Source organism: Legionella santicrucis (genome assembly GCF_001468135.1).
GTDB lineage: Bacteria > Pseudomonadota > Gammaproteobacteria > Legionellales > Legionellaceae > Legionella > Legionella santicrucis.
The window spans coordinates 107,763-123,833 of sequence record NZ_LNYU01000009.1 but is presented as its reverse complement, the minus strand read 5'-3'; the positions used below and the strand labels follow the sequence as shown (position 1 = coordinate 123,833).

Here is a 16,071-nt window from a genome sequence, read left to right as displayed (position 1 = left end):
GATTTTGAGCTCCAGTCGATGAACCGCCACTACCAGCCTCACCGCCTGTTTGCAAGCCTTCTCCACTAGTATCTCCACTCCCACCAAAGGCCTTGCCCACAGCACCCTTGACCTTACCAACAGCCTTCATACCGATACCACCCATAGTTTTTTCCATAGTACCTTGGGCTGTTTGCGTCTCCTTACCGGCCTCCTGGACTTTACCCTTTACTTCTTCACCCCATTGCGCACTTTCTTGACCAATACTTTCATGGGTACCACCTATCCAGCGTAATACCTTGTCCGGCAAATAAGTAATCAGGGTGAACGATTTTTGAATAATGGTTAAATAAATCGTTGTATAACTTAATATCGAGAAAAAGAATGCATAAATTGCGGTCCAATCAGTATATTGGGTAGCACCACCAGCAGCAACCCACACGGAATTGCCATTTAGAAGAGAGCTATCATTCGTTTCTTGTGACACAAACTGTATCGCTTGATCAAATCCGGCATTCAAAACCCAAACGCCAACATAAGATAATGCGATAGCCGAGATATAACCAATGATCATCATACCGGGTCTTAAAAAGATGTTCAGCAAAAGCATGATTGCCGCCTCTCCTTTACCAAAAGCATCATGCCCTTCAGGATGAGTAACGCCCAAGGCAACAATTGGCGCAGCAACCATAGCTTCAATCACCGCAATCATCCACCCCATTCCGCCGAAAACAAAAATCACATAGGGCAAGATCGGGATATAATAGGCAGTGACAAAACCGATACTCACCATAATGCCAACCCAAGCAATAATCAACGGCATGGCTAAAGTCAACATCGCAAAAATAAACACACCAAATATTGGGATTAATGCACTAGCAACCGCTAATCCCAATAAATACATCCATAAATTGCCTGCAAAATTGATGTATTGATTTCCCATATTAGCTAAGGCGACTACAGGGTTAACTCCTGGCTGCGCAATAATATATAGACCTTGTTGAAAGATTTCTGCCATACCTTTTAAGGGGGTTTCTAAGAATGCCCCGATAACCGCGCCAATAATGTTCCCAAACATTAAAATGAACATATTATATAAAGGTACGATGATCCAGTTATAAACTACGTTCGCAATCCACCCTCCTAAACAGATACTGTAAAATGGCTTTACAGAACCGCAAGAGAAAGATTGCTGTTTCAAATAATATAGCTGTGGCTGCACCTGAAAGTTGATGTCGTCGGCAAAAGTCAGCGTTTGGAGACCTGGTTGACCAGGGGTTTGCACCATCAGGCCATTATTTAAGTACCCAAATACTGTTGATGCAGTAGTACCACCAACTAAGGTCATGTTTGAGCTAAGAGTAGGAACCTTAGTGGTAGGATTTTGTGCAGAAGATGCGGCAACGAGTGATTCTACCTTCTTAACACCAGTATCATCATAATTAAACCAAATGCATAAATCAGTGAGATCATGGTCTTTTAGGGTCCCTTTATTACAAGTAGCTTGGCTATTACTGTAACTACCACTTGTAAATGGACTGGTAACTGTAGTTGGGTCAAATGAACTGCCATCCAAACCTGTATTGCTATCTACCTGATTTGCATTGCTTATCGAAGAAGTCCCTTGAATCCCTACTAAATTAAAGTAATAAGCGCCAGCCATAATCCAGCCCTGAAGTGATGCTTGATTAATAAAAGCAGTAGAGGATAGTTCATTATCGCCACTGGTCATCATACGCGTTAAATTAACTGTTGGCATCATCACGCCATTATAGTCATTGATCGCATTGATTAATTCAGTTCCAGCCAACAAGACACCACTATTTATTGAGCCAGGTATAGGACCCCAAGTAACGCATTGATTTTTTGTCTGATCACATTGTGTCCCATCTGCCGTATAAGGAACACCAAATTGCTGGGTTGCCCATGCTGGAGAAGGTTGAGAGTTATTATTACTGTTTGGTGACATTTGCGGATCATTATTAATCATTAAACGCGCGGTAGACGACAAATCACTGTACATTTGTTGCACAGCAATGGCGCGCGACAATTGCGTCATTGCTACTTCTGAAGGCGTCAATGTTCTAGAGCCGCTGTCTTTGCTTCCAGAAATTGTCGTATTATTTGTTGCATTATTCTGTTGACTTGCATTACCTGTATTAATTCCACTTGTATTCGTTGGTAATGGACTTGAACCCTTTGCACCAAATTGGTTTGGGTAGCTCTTGGCAAGACTATTCCACGTTATAGTACCGCAAATTCCATTTAAAAACACATAAGGCCCAGAGTCAAAATTAGGCATGGTAACCTGCCATGATGATTGAGCGGGTTGTCCTGTTTGCACAGCAACCGCATTGACTGAGCTTAGAAAATCAGGCACAGTAGTCTTACAAAACGTATCCATTGCTGAACCTGGAGTAGCACTATTACAAATATTCTTACTGGATTTGTCACTGAGATAAAATTCTCTTGTATTTTCTAGTTGAGTTTGTAAACCTAGCATACATACTTGTCCAGCAAGTATCGTTTCTGCACCAGTCGCAATACCCCCAATACCGCTGCTCGAATTTGCCGTGAGCGATGCCGCAGGATTAACTTGTTGGGCCTGAATAATCACGCCCCCACGGTTTAAATAACTTAATGCAGCATCCCAGATTTTATCTGCCGCCCCTACCCCCTGTACTACAACCCACATCACAAAAATCTGCATCATGCAATAACCAGATGCCTTGGGAATTAGTAATGCCAAACCGATTGTAGAGCGAATTGGAATCCAAATGGAGGACCACTTTTGTCCGAGCATTTGCCCTTCATGAGCAGTGTTCATCGTGGCTACTATAAGTGTATACAGAATAACTATTCCACCAAGTGCGAGGACTGCCGCATTAAATACGCCAAACATAGCCCCCATGATCTGGCTTCCAGTACCACTTAAAACCCCATCAACAATACCGAATAAGTTACCCAGAAATACGACAGAATAATCACTGGCAGGAGGTGCAAAACTCAAGGAGCCATCTGCTAAAACCAAACCAGGAACTAAAAAGAGAAGCAGAGACACTGCCAATTTATTCATTTCTTCGCCCCCAACAAACCTTGCCTATACCATTCATTAAAAGTACATCCAAGTTTTCGCTGTTTAATTTGAAAGTACCAAAAATGATAGCGGAAAGCTAAAACTAATGCGATTAAAGTAACTACAAGGCTTACAAGACCAGCCTTCATAGACCCCAAATAAAATTGGTAACCTGCATAACCCAAAATCAAAACTGCAGAAAGCAACATTAACATACTCAGGCGAAATAATGCCTTCTGTTTGGAAAGTAAGCTTTCATCACTGAGTCCAAATTTCGTTGTGGCATCAGTAAATGACTCTTCCGTTTCAATATTTTGATGAGGTACAAATAAATGTTTAATCCCATTCCCCAAAGATACAGTGATCGCTTTCATTCGCTCCCAATCAAACCAAATGCGAATTTTAAATATTTGTGAGAATAAATTTCCAATGCGTGAACGATGGTGTTTTTTCATATTTTTACTTCTTTCTTTTACCCTTCATAATATACTATAGTAGTAAGTATAGAGTTCGTCCATTCCATATTTACAGTAAAGAAAGAGTAAAAAATGCCTGATTTAAGCCATGAAGCCTCAGCCAAGTACTGGTTTGAATATATTGATCCTATGATTTATAGAGTTATCACGTTTATGGAAAGCGTTGAAGACTGGACTCTGGATGGAAATCCGGAATTTGAAAAAGCTATGGAGCAATTGGGCAAAGAGCTTGATGACATAGAAAAAATAGATATGGGCCTCTTAGCAGAAGAAGAAAAATTTATTCGCATTGTGGGAAATATCAAATCCGGCAGGGGGCTTCGTTTACTCCAAGCAATTGATACAGTTCACCCCGGTAGTGCTTCGCGTATTTTAATACATGCAGAAGAGACTAGCACTGGAAGCAATGATCCCGCGGGAGTTTTTCTCAAAAGAAACATTGTGTTTGAACGCTTAAGGTTATTGTCTCGAGTTTTTTGTCAGTATCGTCTAAAACTTGTTTTACGTGCACTCGAAGGGGAAGAATAAATGAAATTACCATCTAAATTTGCATTGCTTAATCTGCTTTGCCTTACGACTTTTCCTGCCGTAGCAGATAATGCAACGGGTTTGTATAACCAGCAACAAATGTCTAGTAATATGCAAGAATTAGTTCAATATTTACAAAATTGGGGACAGTATATAGGCTACGATATAACCCAATCTCCTGCAAATACAGTTCAAAACTTTAGCCTTAGCCAAACCCTTCTTAACTTAACAACAACACAACTCGCTCAGGTTTCTTTATTTTATACCTACCTAGGAGCCATCCCGTTTAATAGTCTTAACAGCAGTAATTTTGGGCAATTTGTCCCTACCGATATTAATAGCGCCGGAACAATAAACCCTTATGCTAATGCCACTTTCCAAGATTATTCGAGCCAATCCTCAACTGGGATAGGTGTTAATCCTTTAATCGATCAAACAGCAAGCCAAGCGTCAACTCAAGGCATTGCAACAAACTCAAGTCAAATATCCGATCCAGTATCTCAGTCTGTATTAAATATTTTGGGCACTCCCGATTACAGTTACTGTATGAGTTACGATGGGACTTCATGGGATCAAAACTGCAATTACCTTACTGAAGCTGTTGTTTCTGATAATGTCATAGGAACTCTTCCAGATGCAACCACCTTTTTCTCTTATAACTACATTCAGCAGTTTTTAGGACAGCTTAATAGCAACTCATTAACAGCGCCATTACTGTATACGACTCAAAGTCAAGGAGCATCAGGAGGCACAGGAGGATCAACAGGAAATAATACCGCGCAAGGATTAACTGCTGATAACCAAGCGCAACAAGCATCTAATTTTATTCGTTATGTTACAGGCGGTGCTGTTCCAATCAAATTACCCGCTTGGAAAGATTATTATAATCTCTATGCTCAGGCATCCGCTCAGTCGAATAGCCCGACTGTAACCCCGATGCAGCAACATCAGTCTCAAGCCACCCTCTCTCGATATCTGGCTAATTTGCGCACTTACGCTGCTCAAAACTCGGTGGGAGTCAGCAACTTATATTACATTTTGTCAAAAAGGTTGCCTCAAACGCCCAAACAACCGCTTACTAATTATGTCCAAATTCCTAGCTCACCACAAACAAGTCAGGCTTTAAATGAATTTAATATGGCAACATGGAGAATTTTTAATCCCACAAATACAACTCAATCAGGCGAAACGACAGGACAATCAGGTAATACACAATGGATTAGCCAGATTAACAATGCATCATCTGTAACTGTAGAAAAAGAAATCGCCATTTTACTTGCTGAAATTAATTACCAAATGTATTTAGATCGCCAAGTCCATGAGCGATTGTTGCTCACTAACACCATTTTGCTAATGCAAAGCCTGCGCAACAGTGCACCTTCCGCTGATTTTACACAGCCGCAACAATAAACACCTCAAACTCATTCCTGGGTAAACGATCTTTACCCAGGACAATTAATCCTCTCCGTATCAATATCTTCTTGGTTTGGCAAAAAATACTAATAATCGACTTACACTCAATCTTCTTATTTTAACCTGTGCTATAAAGAGCCAGTCTCTGTTTTGAGCCATTTGCTGAGGAATCGCGCCAATACTATCTCGATAGCCTTGGCAAGCGTGCTCGAGCCCCATACCAATGCTTCGCAGTAATCACTCGTGTCCCTATCCATAACTCACGTTATTTTAATAAAAAAGGTGCAAAAAATGCCATATATGATATGATTTCAAGCAAAATTGTAACGTCATGTTTTTAAGAAAAAAACGCTGAACTTTATGTTTAAAAATAGAATAACAACGCATATTTTCGGAACTATCTCTGCGGAGGTATGTATACGTCCTCAAATGCAGAAAATCATGGAGTATCGGCTATAAGAATAATTATTAAGCCTGAAACTTAGAAAACCCAGTAGGTTCAGTGCTTTTAGCACGTATCGTAGGACCTCCAACTGCTTTTTCTAAGTGAATCATTAACCCTTAAATTGGCGAGCCTATATGTCTAAAACTTACGTTTTTTATATTGATGGAATGACCTGTATTAATTGCAGCAACGGCATAAAACATTGTTTAAGAAACAAATTTGGCGACAAGCTCCAATACTTCCATGTAGCCATCACCACAGCTGATCCTAAAAAAACGCTGGTAACCCTTGATAACGATGAAGATACACGAGCACATCAACTAATTTGGTCCGAATTAAAAGAAGAGATAGAGGATATTGGATTCAGCTGCAGGGAATATGAATACTCCCCTGAATCCATTGAAAAAATAGCGACTCAAAATGAGCCCCAAGCGAAACTTCAGCAAACACGTTCTTTGAGCACCCTCATTACAAAAACAAAAGCGCTTTTCGCCTCACATTGGTTTCTTGGTGCCATAGGATGTATTGCTGGACTTGCTGTGCTTATTGCTTGTCTTATTACAGGAGGCTCTCTTGCCTTTATGGTTCCAATAGCCATTTTCAGTACCTTAGCAACTTTGACATTAGGAGCAAATTCTTATTATCAGGCTTGGTCAAAATTAACTAAAACAGGTATCTTAACCATGGATAGTTTATTTGCTCTAAGTTCACTATCCATTTTGGCTGTTTCCATTGCCTCATTATTTGTCCCTTGGCTGCCAATGATGTTTGAAGCAGGATTACTCATCTATGGTTTTAGACACATAGGTGTTGCTATAGAAGAAACGATTAAAGAAAAAATAAGTACCGCTCGCTTTCAAGACAGAGCACCTAAAATTGCAAAAAAACAAATTGATCTTGATATTGAAGAAATTAACTTAGAGCATATTCAAATTAATGATGTGATTGTCATTCATCCAGGTGAAATTATTCCACTTGATGGTATCTGTATGAATGAAAGCATTGTTTACGATACAATTATTACGGGAGCAACCCTACCTCATTATTTTTCAGCTGAAAAAAAAGTATTGGCAGGTATGCGCTTAGCAGAGAATACAAATCCGTTAAAAATTCGTGTTACTCACACGCATGCAAACTCTTATCTAAAACGGCTTGATGACTCAATAGAGCAATCCGTGTTAGACAAAGCGCCTATTGAGATAAAGACAGAGCAATTATTGACTTACTTTATTCCAACAGTAATTGCATTAGCAGTTATCGCTGGGGTTATTATGGGGCTCTTTTTCCCCGCGGCTGTAGCAATTCAATGTGCCATTTCTGTTTTAGCCAGTGCATGTCCTTGTACTTTGGGTCTTATTACCCCTTTAGCAGTAAACACTGGCATGCATAAAGCAGCAGAAAATGGCGTGCAATTCAAAAGTGCAAAAACATTACAACAAGCAGAACAAATTGATACTGTAATTTTTGACTTAAATGGCACTTTAACTACAGGGGTTCCTAAAGTAAAAAATCTTTATTTATTAGATAATAGTAAACTATCAGAAGCAGAGTTTCTTTCCATTTGCGAATCCTTAGAAAAAAAATCAAGCCACCCCATAGGAAAAGCTATTTATTCTTTTGCTAATCAGAAAAACAAACAAAAATTAGATGTAACTGAACTTGATGAAACATATCATTCTGGAGTAAGTGGAGTAGTGCTGGATAATCATTATACCATTGGTAGCAAAGCTTTAATGCATGAAAAAGGAGTTTCGATCCCATCAGAGTTCAAACACCCGCCGTTAGCAGCAGGAGATCAACTTGTTTATGTAGCACGTAACCAAGAAATCATTGGAGTTATGGTATTAACAGATCCTTTACGTAAAGATGCACATCAAACCATTAATGCCTTGAAGAGCATGGGAAAAGAAATTCATTTATGCACCGGTGCTGATGAAGAAACCGCTCTTCGTTATGCAAAAGCTCTTGGTATTGAAAAAGTTTACGCCAATTGCATTGCAAGCTCTATGGAAAACAATCATCGCTCCAAAACAACCTACATTCATACTCTAAAAAAACAAGGGCGAAAAGTCGCCATGATAGGTGATGCAGGAAATGATGCTGAGGCGATTGCAGCCTGTGATCTAGGCATTGCTATAGCCTCTGATGGCAGCGATGAGTTGACACAACAAGTAGCTGGCATCGTCATTCATAATGAAACATTATTACCTATTGCCTCCGCTTTTGCAATTTCACAACAAACTGTGGCGAATATAAATCAAAATTTAGCGATGAACTTGATTTACAACAGTGCTGCAATACCGGTTGCAGCTATTTTTACCCTGAACCCAGTTATCTGTGTCGTCTTAATGATTACTCAAGCTTGTATTACCTTCATGAACGTTTATCGCTTCAAACAACAGCCTTTAGAGCATTTGCAACAAAAAACAAAAGAAGATACCAAAGAACTTTCCTTCGAAGGCTCCCATGTTAAAATGAATAAACATACGCCAAGATATAACAATGAATTAATTTGTATCCAAGAACTTACTGCGCCCCAGAAACCATTAACTAATAATGCTACAACCCACTCTTTTTGGAGTGGTTGTATTCCTAGCTTAACCGCAGAACATACTTCCGAAAACCTAGAAACGAAACGTCATTTAATGGTATCTAATTAAATATCGATTGCGTTTTCGTTCATCTCAGGTATTAAATCTGAGTTTATAGGATCAAACAATATTCATAAACTCAGGTTGCAATTCAAGCTGGGAAATCTATAAAAAACTTTTAGGGGACGTTGCCCAATATGCTTTAGTGTTTTTTAAAGCCATCTAAAACCATAGACAGCTTTTCCAGCACCTCTGTAACAGAAATTAACTGCATAGGCTCATCACCATGCACATGTTGTCCCCATACATCTTCAATACATTTGCTTCCTAAAATTTTTTCCGCTGCTTCAGGATAATGATTCACTACTAAATGTTGGAAAAGATACGGTCCGGAAATAAGAGGATTGGTTACAGCATGCAATGCTACCACAGGAGTATTCACTGCGGTAGCCATGTGCGAAGGTCCTGTATCAGGACAAAGAACAACTGTTGCTTTACTGATAAGAGCGAGCAATTGTTTCGGCTTGCTTTTGCCAACGAGATTAATTGCTGGAATAACCTGAGTAATTTGCTCTGCAAGATTTTTATCAAAATCACTAGGGCCCCCTGTAATGACCACTTGCACATTCCAACAGGTTTTGGCTGTTTGTAAAACTTCAATATAACGCGCAACAGGCCAACTACGCTCAGGCTTACTCGCCGCTGGATTAATAACCAAAATGGGGCCCTCTTTGGGTAAATGATGTTCAGCCCATTGATAGTCAGCAGGAGAAATAGGTAAATCCCAACGAACAACCCGCTCCTGTATCCCTAGTGCTTGAGCAAACTTTAAAAACCCATCTAAAGTATGTTCTAAACCGGGTTGAATTCGTTCATTAACAAACAATCCATGGGCATCATTTGCTCTATGATCATCGTAGCCTATTTTGCGTTTCGCTCGAATCAATGGATAAAGTAAGTTTGTCCTAAGACTTGCTTGTGGTGCTAAAAGTACGTCAAAAGTACGACCTTTCATTTGCTTTTTAAAATACCAATAATCTTTAATGCTCTTAGGTTTATCAATTAAAATAAACTCAATACCATCCATCCCCTCCACTAAATCAAAGGCAGGTTTGGAGATAATCCAAGTCAACTTAGTTTGTGGTAAGCTAGCCTGTAAAGTTCTAATGAGAGGAACAGCCATTAGAACGTCACCTAAGGCAGATAATCTTACAATACAAATCGAATTAATCATGTAGGTGGTTAGTCTCTATCAGAGAACGGACGTATTTAGCGCGAGTTGTGATAAAACTTTCCTGATCAATGCTATATATTAATTTTTTTAGAAAAACTCTCTCACAACCTGCGCTCAACACCATTCGAATAAACATAGAACAAGGGCAGCCTAAGCTATTACTTAATCATTCTGTAAAACAAATCGTGAACCACAATAAGGACAAACTTCTATTCCTGTTTTTTCAATAGGCAAATAAACCTTTGGATGTGCATTCCATAACACCATATCTTTTGTTGGACAACTTAGAGGTAATTCATTACGATGTACTACATAATTTTTTTGAGTACTCGCAGGTATTGTTTTAGTTTCTGACATAATGGTCCTTTAAAACGGTTTTTTAGAATTATCTAATATTTCCCTAATTTTCGCTAGAATCTGATCGTGAAAAGCTTCATTTTGCGGATCATAATATAATGCTTCATCCCAATGTCTTAACCAAGTTAATTGACGCTTGGCTAATTGTCGCGTTGCAGCAATTCCTTTATCACGCATTGTAGAATAATCATAAGCATCTTGCAGATATTCTAGAACTTGTCTATACCCTACACAACGCATCGCAGGCAAATTTATAGCTAACGGCCATTTTTGCTGTAGCTGTACTACTTCGTCAATAAGCCCTATCTGTAACATTTGATCAAAACGTTGTGCAATCCGTTCATGTAGCCATACTCGATTTTCGGGAAAAAGGATAAAATTGATAAAATGATGCACGTCTTTTTCCTTTTGTTGCTCAAAAAAAGAAGATAAAGTTTTTCCACTTAAATAATACACTTCTAATGCACGTTGAATCCGTTGTGCATCGTTCGTATGAATCCGTTTAGCTGTATTAGGATCAATTTGCATTAATTGTTCATGGAGCCTCCCCCAACCATGCAAAGCAGCTTCCTTTTCTAATTGTTCACGTAAAACAGGACACCCCTCAGGTAGAACTGCCAAACCTTTTTGAAGCGCATTAAAATACATCATTGTCCCCCCAACCAACAAAGGGATCTTACCTTTACTAGTGATCTCATCACATAAAGATAAGGCATCGCTGCAAAATTGAGCTGCAGAATAAGACTCCACTGGATCTTTAATATTAATTAAATGATGAGGAGCAAGGTCTAGCTCTTTAGGACTAGGCTTAGCAGTTCCAATATCCATTTCCCTATAAATCATTGCCGAATCGACACTAATAATTTCGAAAGGATAATGTGTTACTAACTCACAAGCTAAAGCCGTTTTTCCCGCAGCAGTAGGCCCCATTAAACAAAAAATCAAATTAGACATCTAATAAATTCCGACAATCTTCAACGGTCAATGCTCTAAACAATCCGGTTTCGTTATTTTTCTCTGCATGTGCCCTCAATAGCAATTCATTTAATTCCATTTTTTCCTCAGGGCTTAATAATCTAGGATCAAAAACTTGAGCTTGAATCATGAGTTCGGTCAACTTGGTAGGGTGAATTATTTCCAACTCAGCTACAGCTTCTAAAAATAAGCGCAAATCCAAATAGGGCATGCAAAGCGGGATACTCCGAATTAACACTTCCTGATCGTCAAAATGCTCAATATGTATTCCTAATTGACACAAACATTGAATAAAACTTGGAAGATTTGTAGCGATCTTGTGAGAAAGAGAATAACGAATTGGCACCAATAAGGGTCTGCTTGCCAATGGAAAAACCAAGCCAGACAAGTGTTGTCGTACCTTATAGTGCTGCAAAGCTACAAGATTAACGATATAAGGTTGTTGACGAATAAAGACCAAAATATAGTGGCCATTTAAAATAACCCAAGGTTGCTCTTGTGAGTTAACACACTCACTTATTAGAGTGAGCTTGGGATAAGGCTCATAAATCTCTTTTGCTTGATTGACTGGTATATTTAACTCACTTGCGGTTTCGTAATTTCCCTTTTTTTGAGTATCCAATGCTGCAGCCAATTGTGACGTAAAAAAATCAAAGATTAGCCGCGGCTGCTGAAAACGTACCTCATGTTTAGTAGGATGAACATTCACATCAACTTCAGCATGATTTATTGTTAAATACAACACACATGCAGGAAAACGACCAGGATGTAATAAACCATCATAAGCCTGTTTTAATGCCTGATGAATTAACTTATCTTTTACCATTCGTTCATTGATATAAACCCATAAACGATCACTTTGACTACGCTGAAATTTAATGCCGCTTATCCAACCACACAGTTTCATTGAGCCATGATCCACATCAAGATAAATCGCATCTTGAACAAACGCGCTACCTAATATACGGGTCATTCGGGATAATAACGATTGTTCATTCGTTGCCGCAGGAAGAAAGAACACCTGCTTGCCATTATGTTTTAGTGTTAACGTAATTTTAGGTGCGCTTAAAGCAAAACGTTTGACGACTGTTTCTATTGCCTGAAACTCGAGCTTTTCACTCTTTAAAAATCGTTTCCGCACCGGTGCATTAAAAAATAAATCAACAACATCTACTGTTGTTCCTACTGCACGAGCACAAGGAGAGCACGTTGTTTCTGTACCGATCACACGCAACATCATCGCTGTTTCTTGCTGCGCTGGCTTGGAACTGATGCTGACTTTAGCCACTGATGCAATGCTGGCTAATGCTTCACCACGAAAACCCATGCTATCAATTGCATACAAATCATCAAGTGAATTAATTTTACTCGTAGCATGCGGTGCAATAGCCAAAGGCAAATCTTCTGCCACAATTCCTACACCATTATCACTTATTTTAATTTGATTTAAGCCACCATAACTCGTTTCAACGGTAATCGCAGTAGCCCCCGCATCAAAAGAATTTTCAAGTAATTCTTTTACTACAGATGCAGGACGTTCTATTACTTCTCCAGCAGCTATTTGATTTGCTATCAATAGAGGTAACTGTCGAATTCTCATGCCCATGCTGGAGGAATCACCAATTTCTGCCCTGGTCGAAGTCGACTGACACCTCGCAAATGATTTGCTGATTGTAACGCTACAACAGAGACATGATAACGAGCAGCTATAGCAGGCAAAGTTTCACCTGTCCTAACTAAATGAATCGTATTCGTTGCCATTGCTTCAATACGCGATCCATGCGGAGGATTCTCCCAGAAATATCCTTTAATACCTTGAAAAATGGCCTGGCTTAAACGAGCCTGATAGGCAGGACTAGTGAGATTGCGCTCTTCAATAGGATTCGAAATAAATCCCGTTTCAACTAAAATTGAAGGAATATCTGGAGATTTTAAAACAACAAAACGAGCTTGTTCTACTTTGTGATTGTGTAGAACAGTAAAATTGCCCAATTGGTTTAAAACACGTCCTCCCATTTGCAAACCGGCATTAATCGTAGCTGTTTGCGATAAATCAATTAATACAGAACGTACTACCCCATTCTGATCATCTAAATCACCTAAATTTACCCCACCTAATTCAGAATAGTTTTCCTTTTCAGCAAGCCAACGAGCAGCTTCACTCGTTGCTCCTCTTTGTGATAAAGCAAATACTGAAGCACCATGGGAATGAGGATTATTAAATGCATCTGCATGAATAGCGACAAAAATATCGCCATTATGTCTTCTGGCAATATTCAAGCGTTGACGAAGACCTACATAATAATCTCCTGAACGCGTTAATACGGCACGCATGCCAGGCTGCCTATCAATTAATTGCTTTAGTTTTAAAGTAATTGCTAATACTACATCTTTCTCGCGGCTATTATGTGGACCACGAGCACCAGGATCCTTGCCACCATGACCTGCATCTAAAACCACAATTACATCACGCAATCGAGTAGGCTTATTATTTACCTTGATAGGAGCTTGATTTGCTAAAATAGGTTGTATTGGCGGTTGCGGTGCACTAACGTTCTGTTTTAAAAATTGTTGTTGCGGCTGTTTTATTGGCGCTTTTTGAGTTACTGGCAACACCTTTTTAGGAGTACTCGCAGCAACTGGGGTAACAAGGCGGCCACTATGTAATAAATCAACTCGTATTCCTCCATAAGGCCCATTAGGCAGCCAGGGGGATGAACGTAGTTGTACTTTTTGATTTACCTCAAAAACTAATCGTAACGTTTTGGGATCAGAATGTCCGCTACGCACTTGTTTCACTAAACCATTAATCAAACCCAATTGATTTAAATTTACGGCTAATTGAGTCTCTTTTAAATCCAATACGACTCGCTCTGGTTGACTTAATGAAAATAGCTTATGTGTAAAAGGTCCAGCAATTGTAAAGTAAAGGGATGTTTGGTTGCCTTGTTGTTTTAAAACAATCGATTTAAGTTGGGCGCTCGATGTAACAACAGACCAAAGACATAATACAACAAAAATCCATAAGCGAACGATCATGTTTCTCCTGCCAGGCGAGCTAAAATTTTTTTGCCGGCCGCGCTCAATGCTATTATTTGCACCTCACGTCCAGCCCCTTTCATGTTTAACTTAAAACGAATATCTATATAAGGCAATGCTGATCCTGCATTTTCAGCCCATTCAATACAACAAATACTGCCTGGCACAAAATAATCTCGAAACCCTAAATATTCTAACTCTTCCTCATGATGAATTCGATACAGATCAAAATGATGCACGAGCATGTTATGACATGTATAGCTTTCTACTAATGAAAAAGTAGGACTCTTAATCGCAGATTGCACTCCTAAATATTTTAACATGGCACGAATGATCGTGGTTTTTCCCGCACCTAGATCGCCACTAAAAGCCATGATTAAAGAAGGGCAAAGACATAAAGCTAAACGAGATGCAAAATTTACACTCGATTTTTCGTCAGGTAAATCCAGTATTAGTACATTAGATTGATTGGTATTCATCATTCGGAATAGTTCAATACATATGGAATAGCGTCTAATAAATCACTGGCTAATAACCCAGCTCCACCTAATTTTTTCGCTACATGATCTCCAGCAACTGCATGCACCCAAACGCCATATTGTGCTGCCTGGGCTAAAGAAAAACCTTGAGCGCAAAAACCAGCAATGATGCCGCTCAATACATCTCCCATACCTGCACTCGCCATACCAGGGTTTCCTCGAGGACAGACAAAAATACTTTTTTCAGCAGTTTGAATCACTGTTCCAGTACCTTTTAATACAACAACACCACCATATTGTTGTTGAATTTTTTCCGCTGCTTGGTATCTATCCTTCTGAATCGAATCAGTAGAACAAGCAAGAAGGCTCGCTGCTTCTCCAGGATGAGGAGTTAAAACCCAATTATCATCAGTTTGTGGATTATTCGCTAATAATCTTAGTGCTGATGCATCAATCACCATAGGTAATTGCGAAGTAATTGCTGTCAAAAATAGGTCAATAGCCCAATCGCTTTCACCAAGACCGGGTCCTATAACACAAACAGAAGCATTTGCTAAGAGTTGTCTTAAATCCTTTGCAGTTTTAACACCACTTACCATCGCTTCAGGAATTAAAGATAAAGCACCCTTTGCATACTCAGGCCAAGTTGCAACAGTGACGGCTCCAGCACCAGTTCTTAGTGTCGCTTTTGCCGCAAGACTAATGGCTCCGGGCATACCTGGTCCTCCTCCTACTATTAAAACATGACCATAATTCCCTTTATGCGAATTTTTTTTACGCTTGGAAAGAGGCAAAGATAGGGTAGTAGAATTTAACAAACGTGCAGCAGGAGCTAATTGATTGGTACATGTCTCTAAACTTAATGAACAGCAATAAATATCCCCGCAATGATCTGGACCATCTGCAGTATACATACCTAACTTTTGAGCGATAAATGTTATAGTAGCATTAGCGTTAACACAAAAATTTTCCACCTGCCCTGTATCTGCATTAAGGCCAGATGGAATATCTAATGCGATTACTGGAAGGCCGCTTGCATTGATCTGATGAATTGCTGAGGCAATATTTCCACGCACAGGTCCTCTTAAACCTATTCCAAGTAGCGCATCAACAATTAACTCCGCTTCCCCATCTAAAGGTTCATCAGCAGGTTGGCAGTCAACTCCTGCATTTATTGCCTTCAAAGCTGCATGCTGGGCTGCAAGAGGCAAATCTACCAATGCCTTACATTGGTAGACAGTAACTAATAACCCATGTTCATGTGCTAATCGTGCAACAACATATCCATCACCTGCATTATTTCCCGAGCCACAATAAACGGCAAGATGTCGAACATGAGGATAAAGTTTTGCTATGTGCGAAAATGCCTCTGCTCCAGCTCGAGACATAAGTGTATTTTCGTCTAATTGATATAAAGAAGTAGCCTGTTGTTCACAAACTCTGATTTGCTCACAACGATAAAGAGCATTTTCTGACATG

12 protein-coding genes are annotated in these 16,071 nt (G+C 39.4%); 3 read left to right on the top strand and 9 right to left on the bottom strand.

The window, feature by feature from the left end; translation table 11 throughout:
* Together dotA and icmV are read right to left on the bottom strand one after the other, a co-directional pair.
* Window positions 1-3,055, bottom strand: a 3,055-nt coding sequence (gene dotA, locus Lsan_RS02480; RefSeq protein ID WP_065236269.1) for a type IVB secretion system protein DotA, incomplete at its 3' end; no start/stop codon positions are given.
* Window positions 3,052-3,510 (bottom strand): type IVB secretion system protein IcmV, encoded by a 459-nt coding sequence (gene icmV, locus Lsan_RS02475; protein ID WP_058512954.1) that lies wholly within the window; start codon window positions 3,508-3,510, stop codon window positions 3,052-3,054. The genes dotA and icmV, both read right to left, overlap by 4 nt.
* A 93-nt stretch (window positions 3,511-3,603) precedes the next feature.
* Between icmV and icmW the strand changes: the two genes are divergently transcribed.
* From icmW to Lsan_RS02460, 3 genes are all read left to right on the top strand, one after another.
* Window positions 3,604-4,059 carry a type IVB secretion system protein IcmW gene (gene icmW, locus Lsan_RS02470; RefSeq protein WP_058463926.1) on the top strand — a complete coding sequence of 152 codons (456 nt, stop codon included), beginning with the start codon at window positions 3,604-3,606 and terminating at the stop codon, window positions 4,057-4,059.
* Entirely contained in the window at window positions 4,060-5,469 is a 1,410-nt protein-coding gene (gene icmX, locus Lsan_RS02465; protein WP_058512953.1) for a type IVB secretion system protein IcmX, read from the top strand.
* A 582-nt stretch (window positions 5,470-6,051) separates the two neighbouring features.
* Complete coding sequence (locus Lsan_RS02460) at window positions 6,052-8,577, top strand: heavy metal translocating P-type ATPase (RefSeq protein ID WP_058512952.1); 2,526 nt, start codon at window positions 6,052-6,054, stop codon at window positions 8,575-8,577.
* 133 nt (window positions 8,578-8,710) lie between these two features.
* On the opposite strand, the gene Lsan_RS02455 is transcribed toward Lsan_RS02460, so the two are convergent.
* From Lsan_RS02455 to Lsan_RS02425, 7 genes are all read right to left on the bottom strand, one after another.
* Window positions 8,711-9,742: a glycosyltransferase family 9 protein gene (locus tag Lsan_RS02455; protein ID WP_058512951.1), complete on the bottom strand. Its 1,032-nt coding sequence runs from the start codon at window positions 9,740-9,742 to the stop codon at window positions 8,711-8,713.
* A 162-nt stretch (window positions 9,743-9,904) separates the two neighbouring features.
* Window positions 9,905-10,099 (bottom strand): zinc-finger domain-containing protein, encoded by a 195-nt coding sequence (locus tag Lsan_RS02450; RefSeq protein WP_058512950.1) that lies wholly within the window; start codon window positions 10,097-10,099, stop codon window positions 9,905-9,907.
* A gap of 9 nt (window positions 10,100-10,108) precedes the next feature.
* Window positions 10,109-11,053, bottom strand: coding sequence for a tRNA (adenosine(37)-N6)-dimethylallyltransferase MiaA (miaA, locus tag Lsan_RS02445; protein ID WP_058512949.1), 945 nt, complete (start codon window positions 11,051-11,053; stop codon window positions 10,109-10,111).
* On the bottom strand, window positions 11,046-12,680 hold the full coding sequence (gene mutL, locus Lsan_RS02440; protein WP_058512948.1) for a DNA mismatch repair endonuclease MutL: 1,635 nt from the start codon (window positions 12,678-12,680) through the stop codon (window positions 11,046-11,048). The genes miaA and mutL overlap by 8 nt, the downstream gene beginning before the upstream one ends.
* Window positions 12,671-14,113 carry an N-acetylmuramoyl-L-alanine amidase family protein gene (locus Lsan_RS02435; protein WP_058512947.1) on the bottom strand — a complete coding sequence of 481 codons (1,443 nt, stop codon included), beginning with the start codon at window positions 14,111-14,113 and terminating at the stop codon, window positions 12,671-12,673. The genes mutL and Lsan_RS02435 overlap by 10 nt, the downstream gene beginning before the upstream one ends.
* On the bottom strand, window positions 14,110-14,595 hold the full coding sequence (gene tsaE, locus Lsan_RS02430) for a tRNA (adenosine(37)-N6)-threonylcarbamoyltransferase complex ATPase subunit type 1 TsaE (protein ID WP_058512946.1): 486 nt from the start codon (window positions 14,593-14,595) through the stop codon (window positions 14,110-14,112). Before tsaE ends, Lsan_RS02435 begins: the two co-directional genes overlap by 4 nt.
* The gene (locus Lsan_RS02425; RefSeq protein WP_058512945.1) at window positions 14,592-16,070 is read right to left on the bottom strand and encodes a bifunctional ADP-dependent NAD(P)H-hydrate dehydratase/NAD(P)H-hydrate epimerase; all 1,479 of its coding nucleotides are present in this window, start codon (window positions 16,068-16,070) and stop codon (window positions 14,592-14,594) included. Before Lsan_RS02425 ends, tsaE begins: the two co-directional genes overlap by 4 nt.
* Window position 16,071 lies beyond the last annotated feature (1 nt).

Coding starts and splice junctions, on each gene's coding strand:
- icmV (WP_058512954.1), bottom strand. CDS start 3,510: ATGAAAAAACACCATCGTTCACGCATTGGAAATTTATTCTCACAAATA.
- icmW (WP_058463926.1), top strand. CDS start 3,604: ATGCCTGATTTAAGCCATGAAGCCTCAGCCAAGTACTGGTTTGAATAT.
- icmX (WP_058512953.1), top strand. CDS start 4,060: ATGAAATTACCATCTAAATTTGCATTGCTTAATCTGCTTTGCCTTACG.
- Lsan_RS02460 (WP_058512952.1), top strand. CDS start 6,052: ATGTCTAAAACTTACGTTTTTTATATTGATGGAATGACCTGTATTAAT.
- Lsan_RS02455 (WP_058512951.1), bottom strand. CDS start 9,742: ATGATTAATTCGATTTGTATTGTAAGATTATCTGCCTTAGGTGACGTT.
- Lsan_RS02450 (WP_058512950.1), bottom strand. CDS start 10,099: ATGTCAGAAACTAAAACAATACCTGCGAGTACTCAAAAAAATTATGTA.
- miaA (WP_058512949.1), bottom strand. CDS start 11,053: ATGTCTAATTTGATTTTTTGTTTAATGGGGCCTACTGCTGCGGGAAAA.
- mutL (WP_058512948.1), bottom strand. CDS start 12,680: ATGGGCATGAGAATTCGACAGTTACCTCTATTGATAGCAAATCAAATA.
- Lsan_RS02435 (WP_058512947.1), bottom strand. CDS start 14,113: ATGATCGTTCGCTTATGGATTTTTGTTGTATTATGTCTTTGGTCTGTT.
- tsaE (WP_058512946.1), bottom strand. CDS start 14,595: ATGATGAATACCAATCAATCTAATGTACTAATACTGGATTTACCTGAC.
- Lsan_RS02425 (WP_058512945.1), bottom strand. CDS start 16,070: ATGTCAGAAAATGCTCTTTATCGTTGTGAGCAAATCAGAGTTTGTGAA.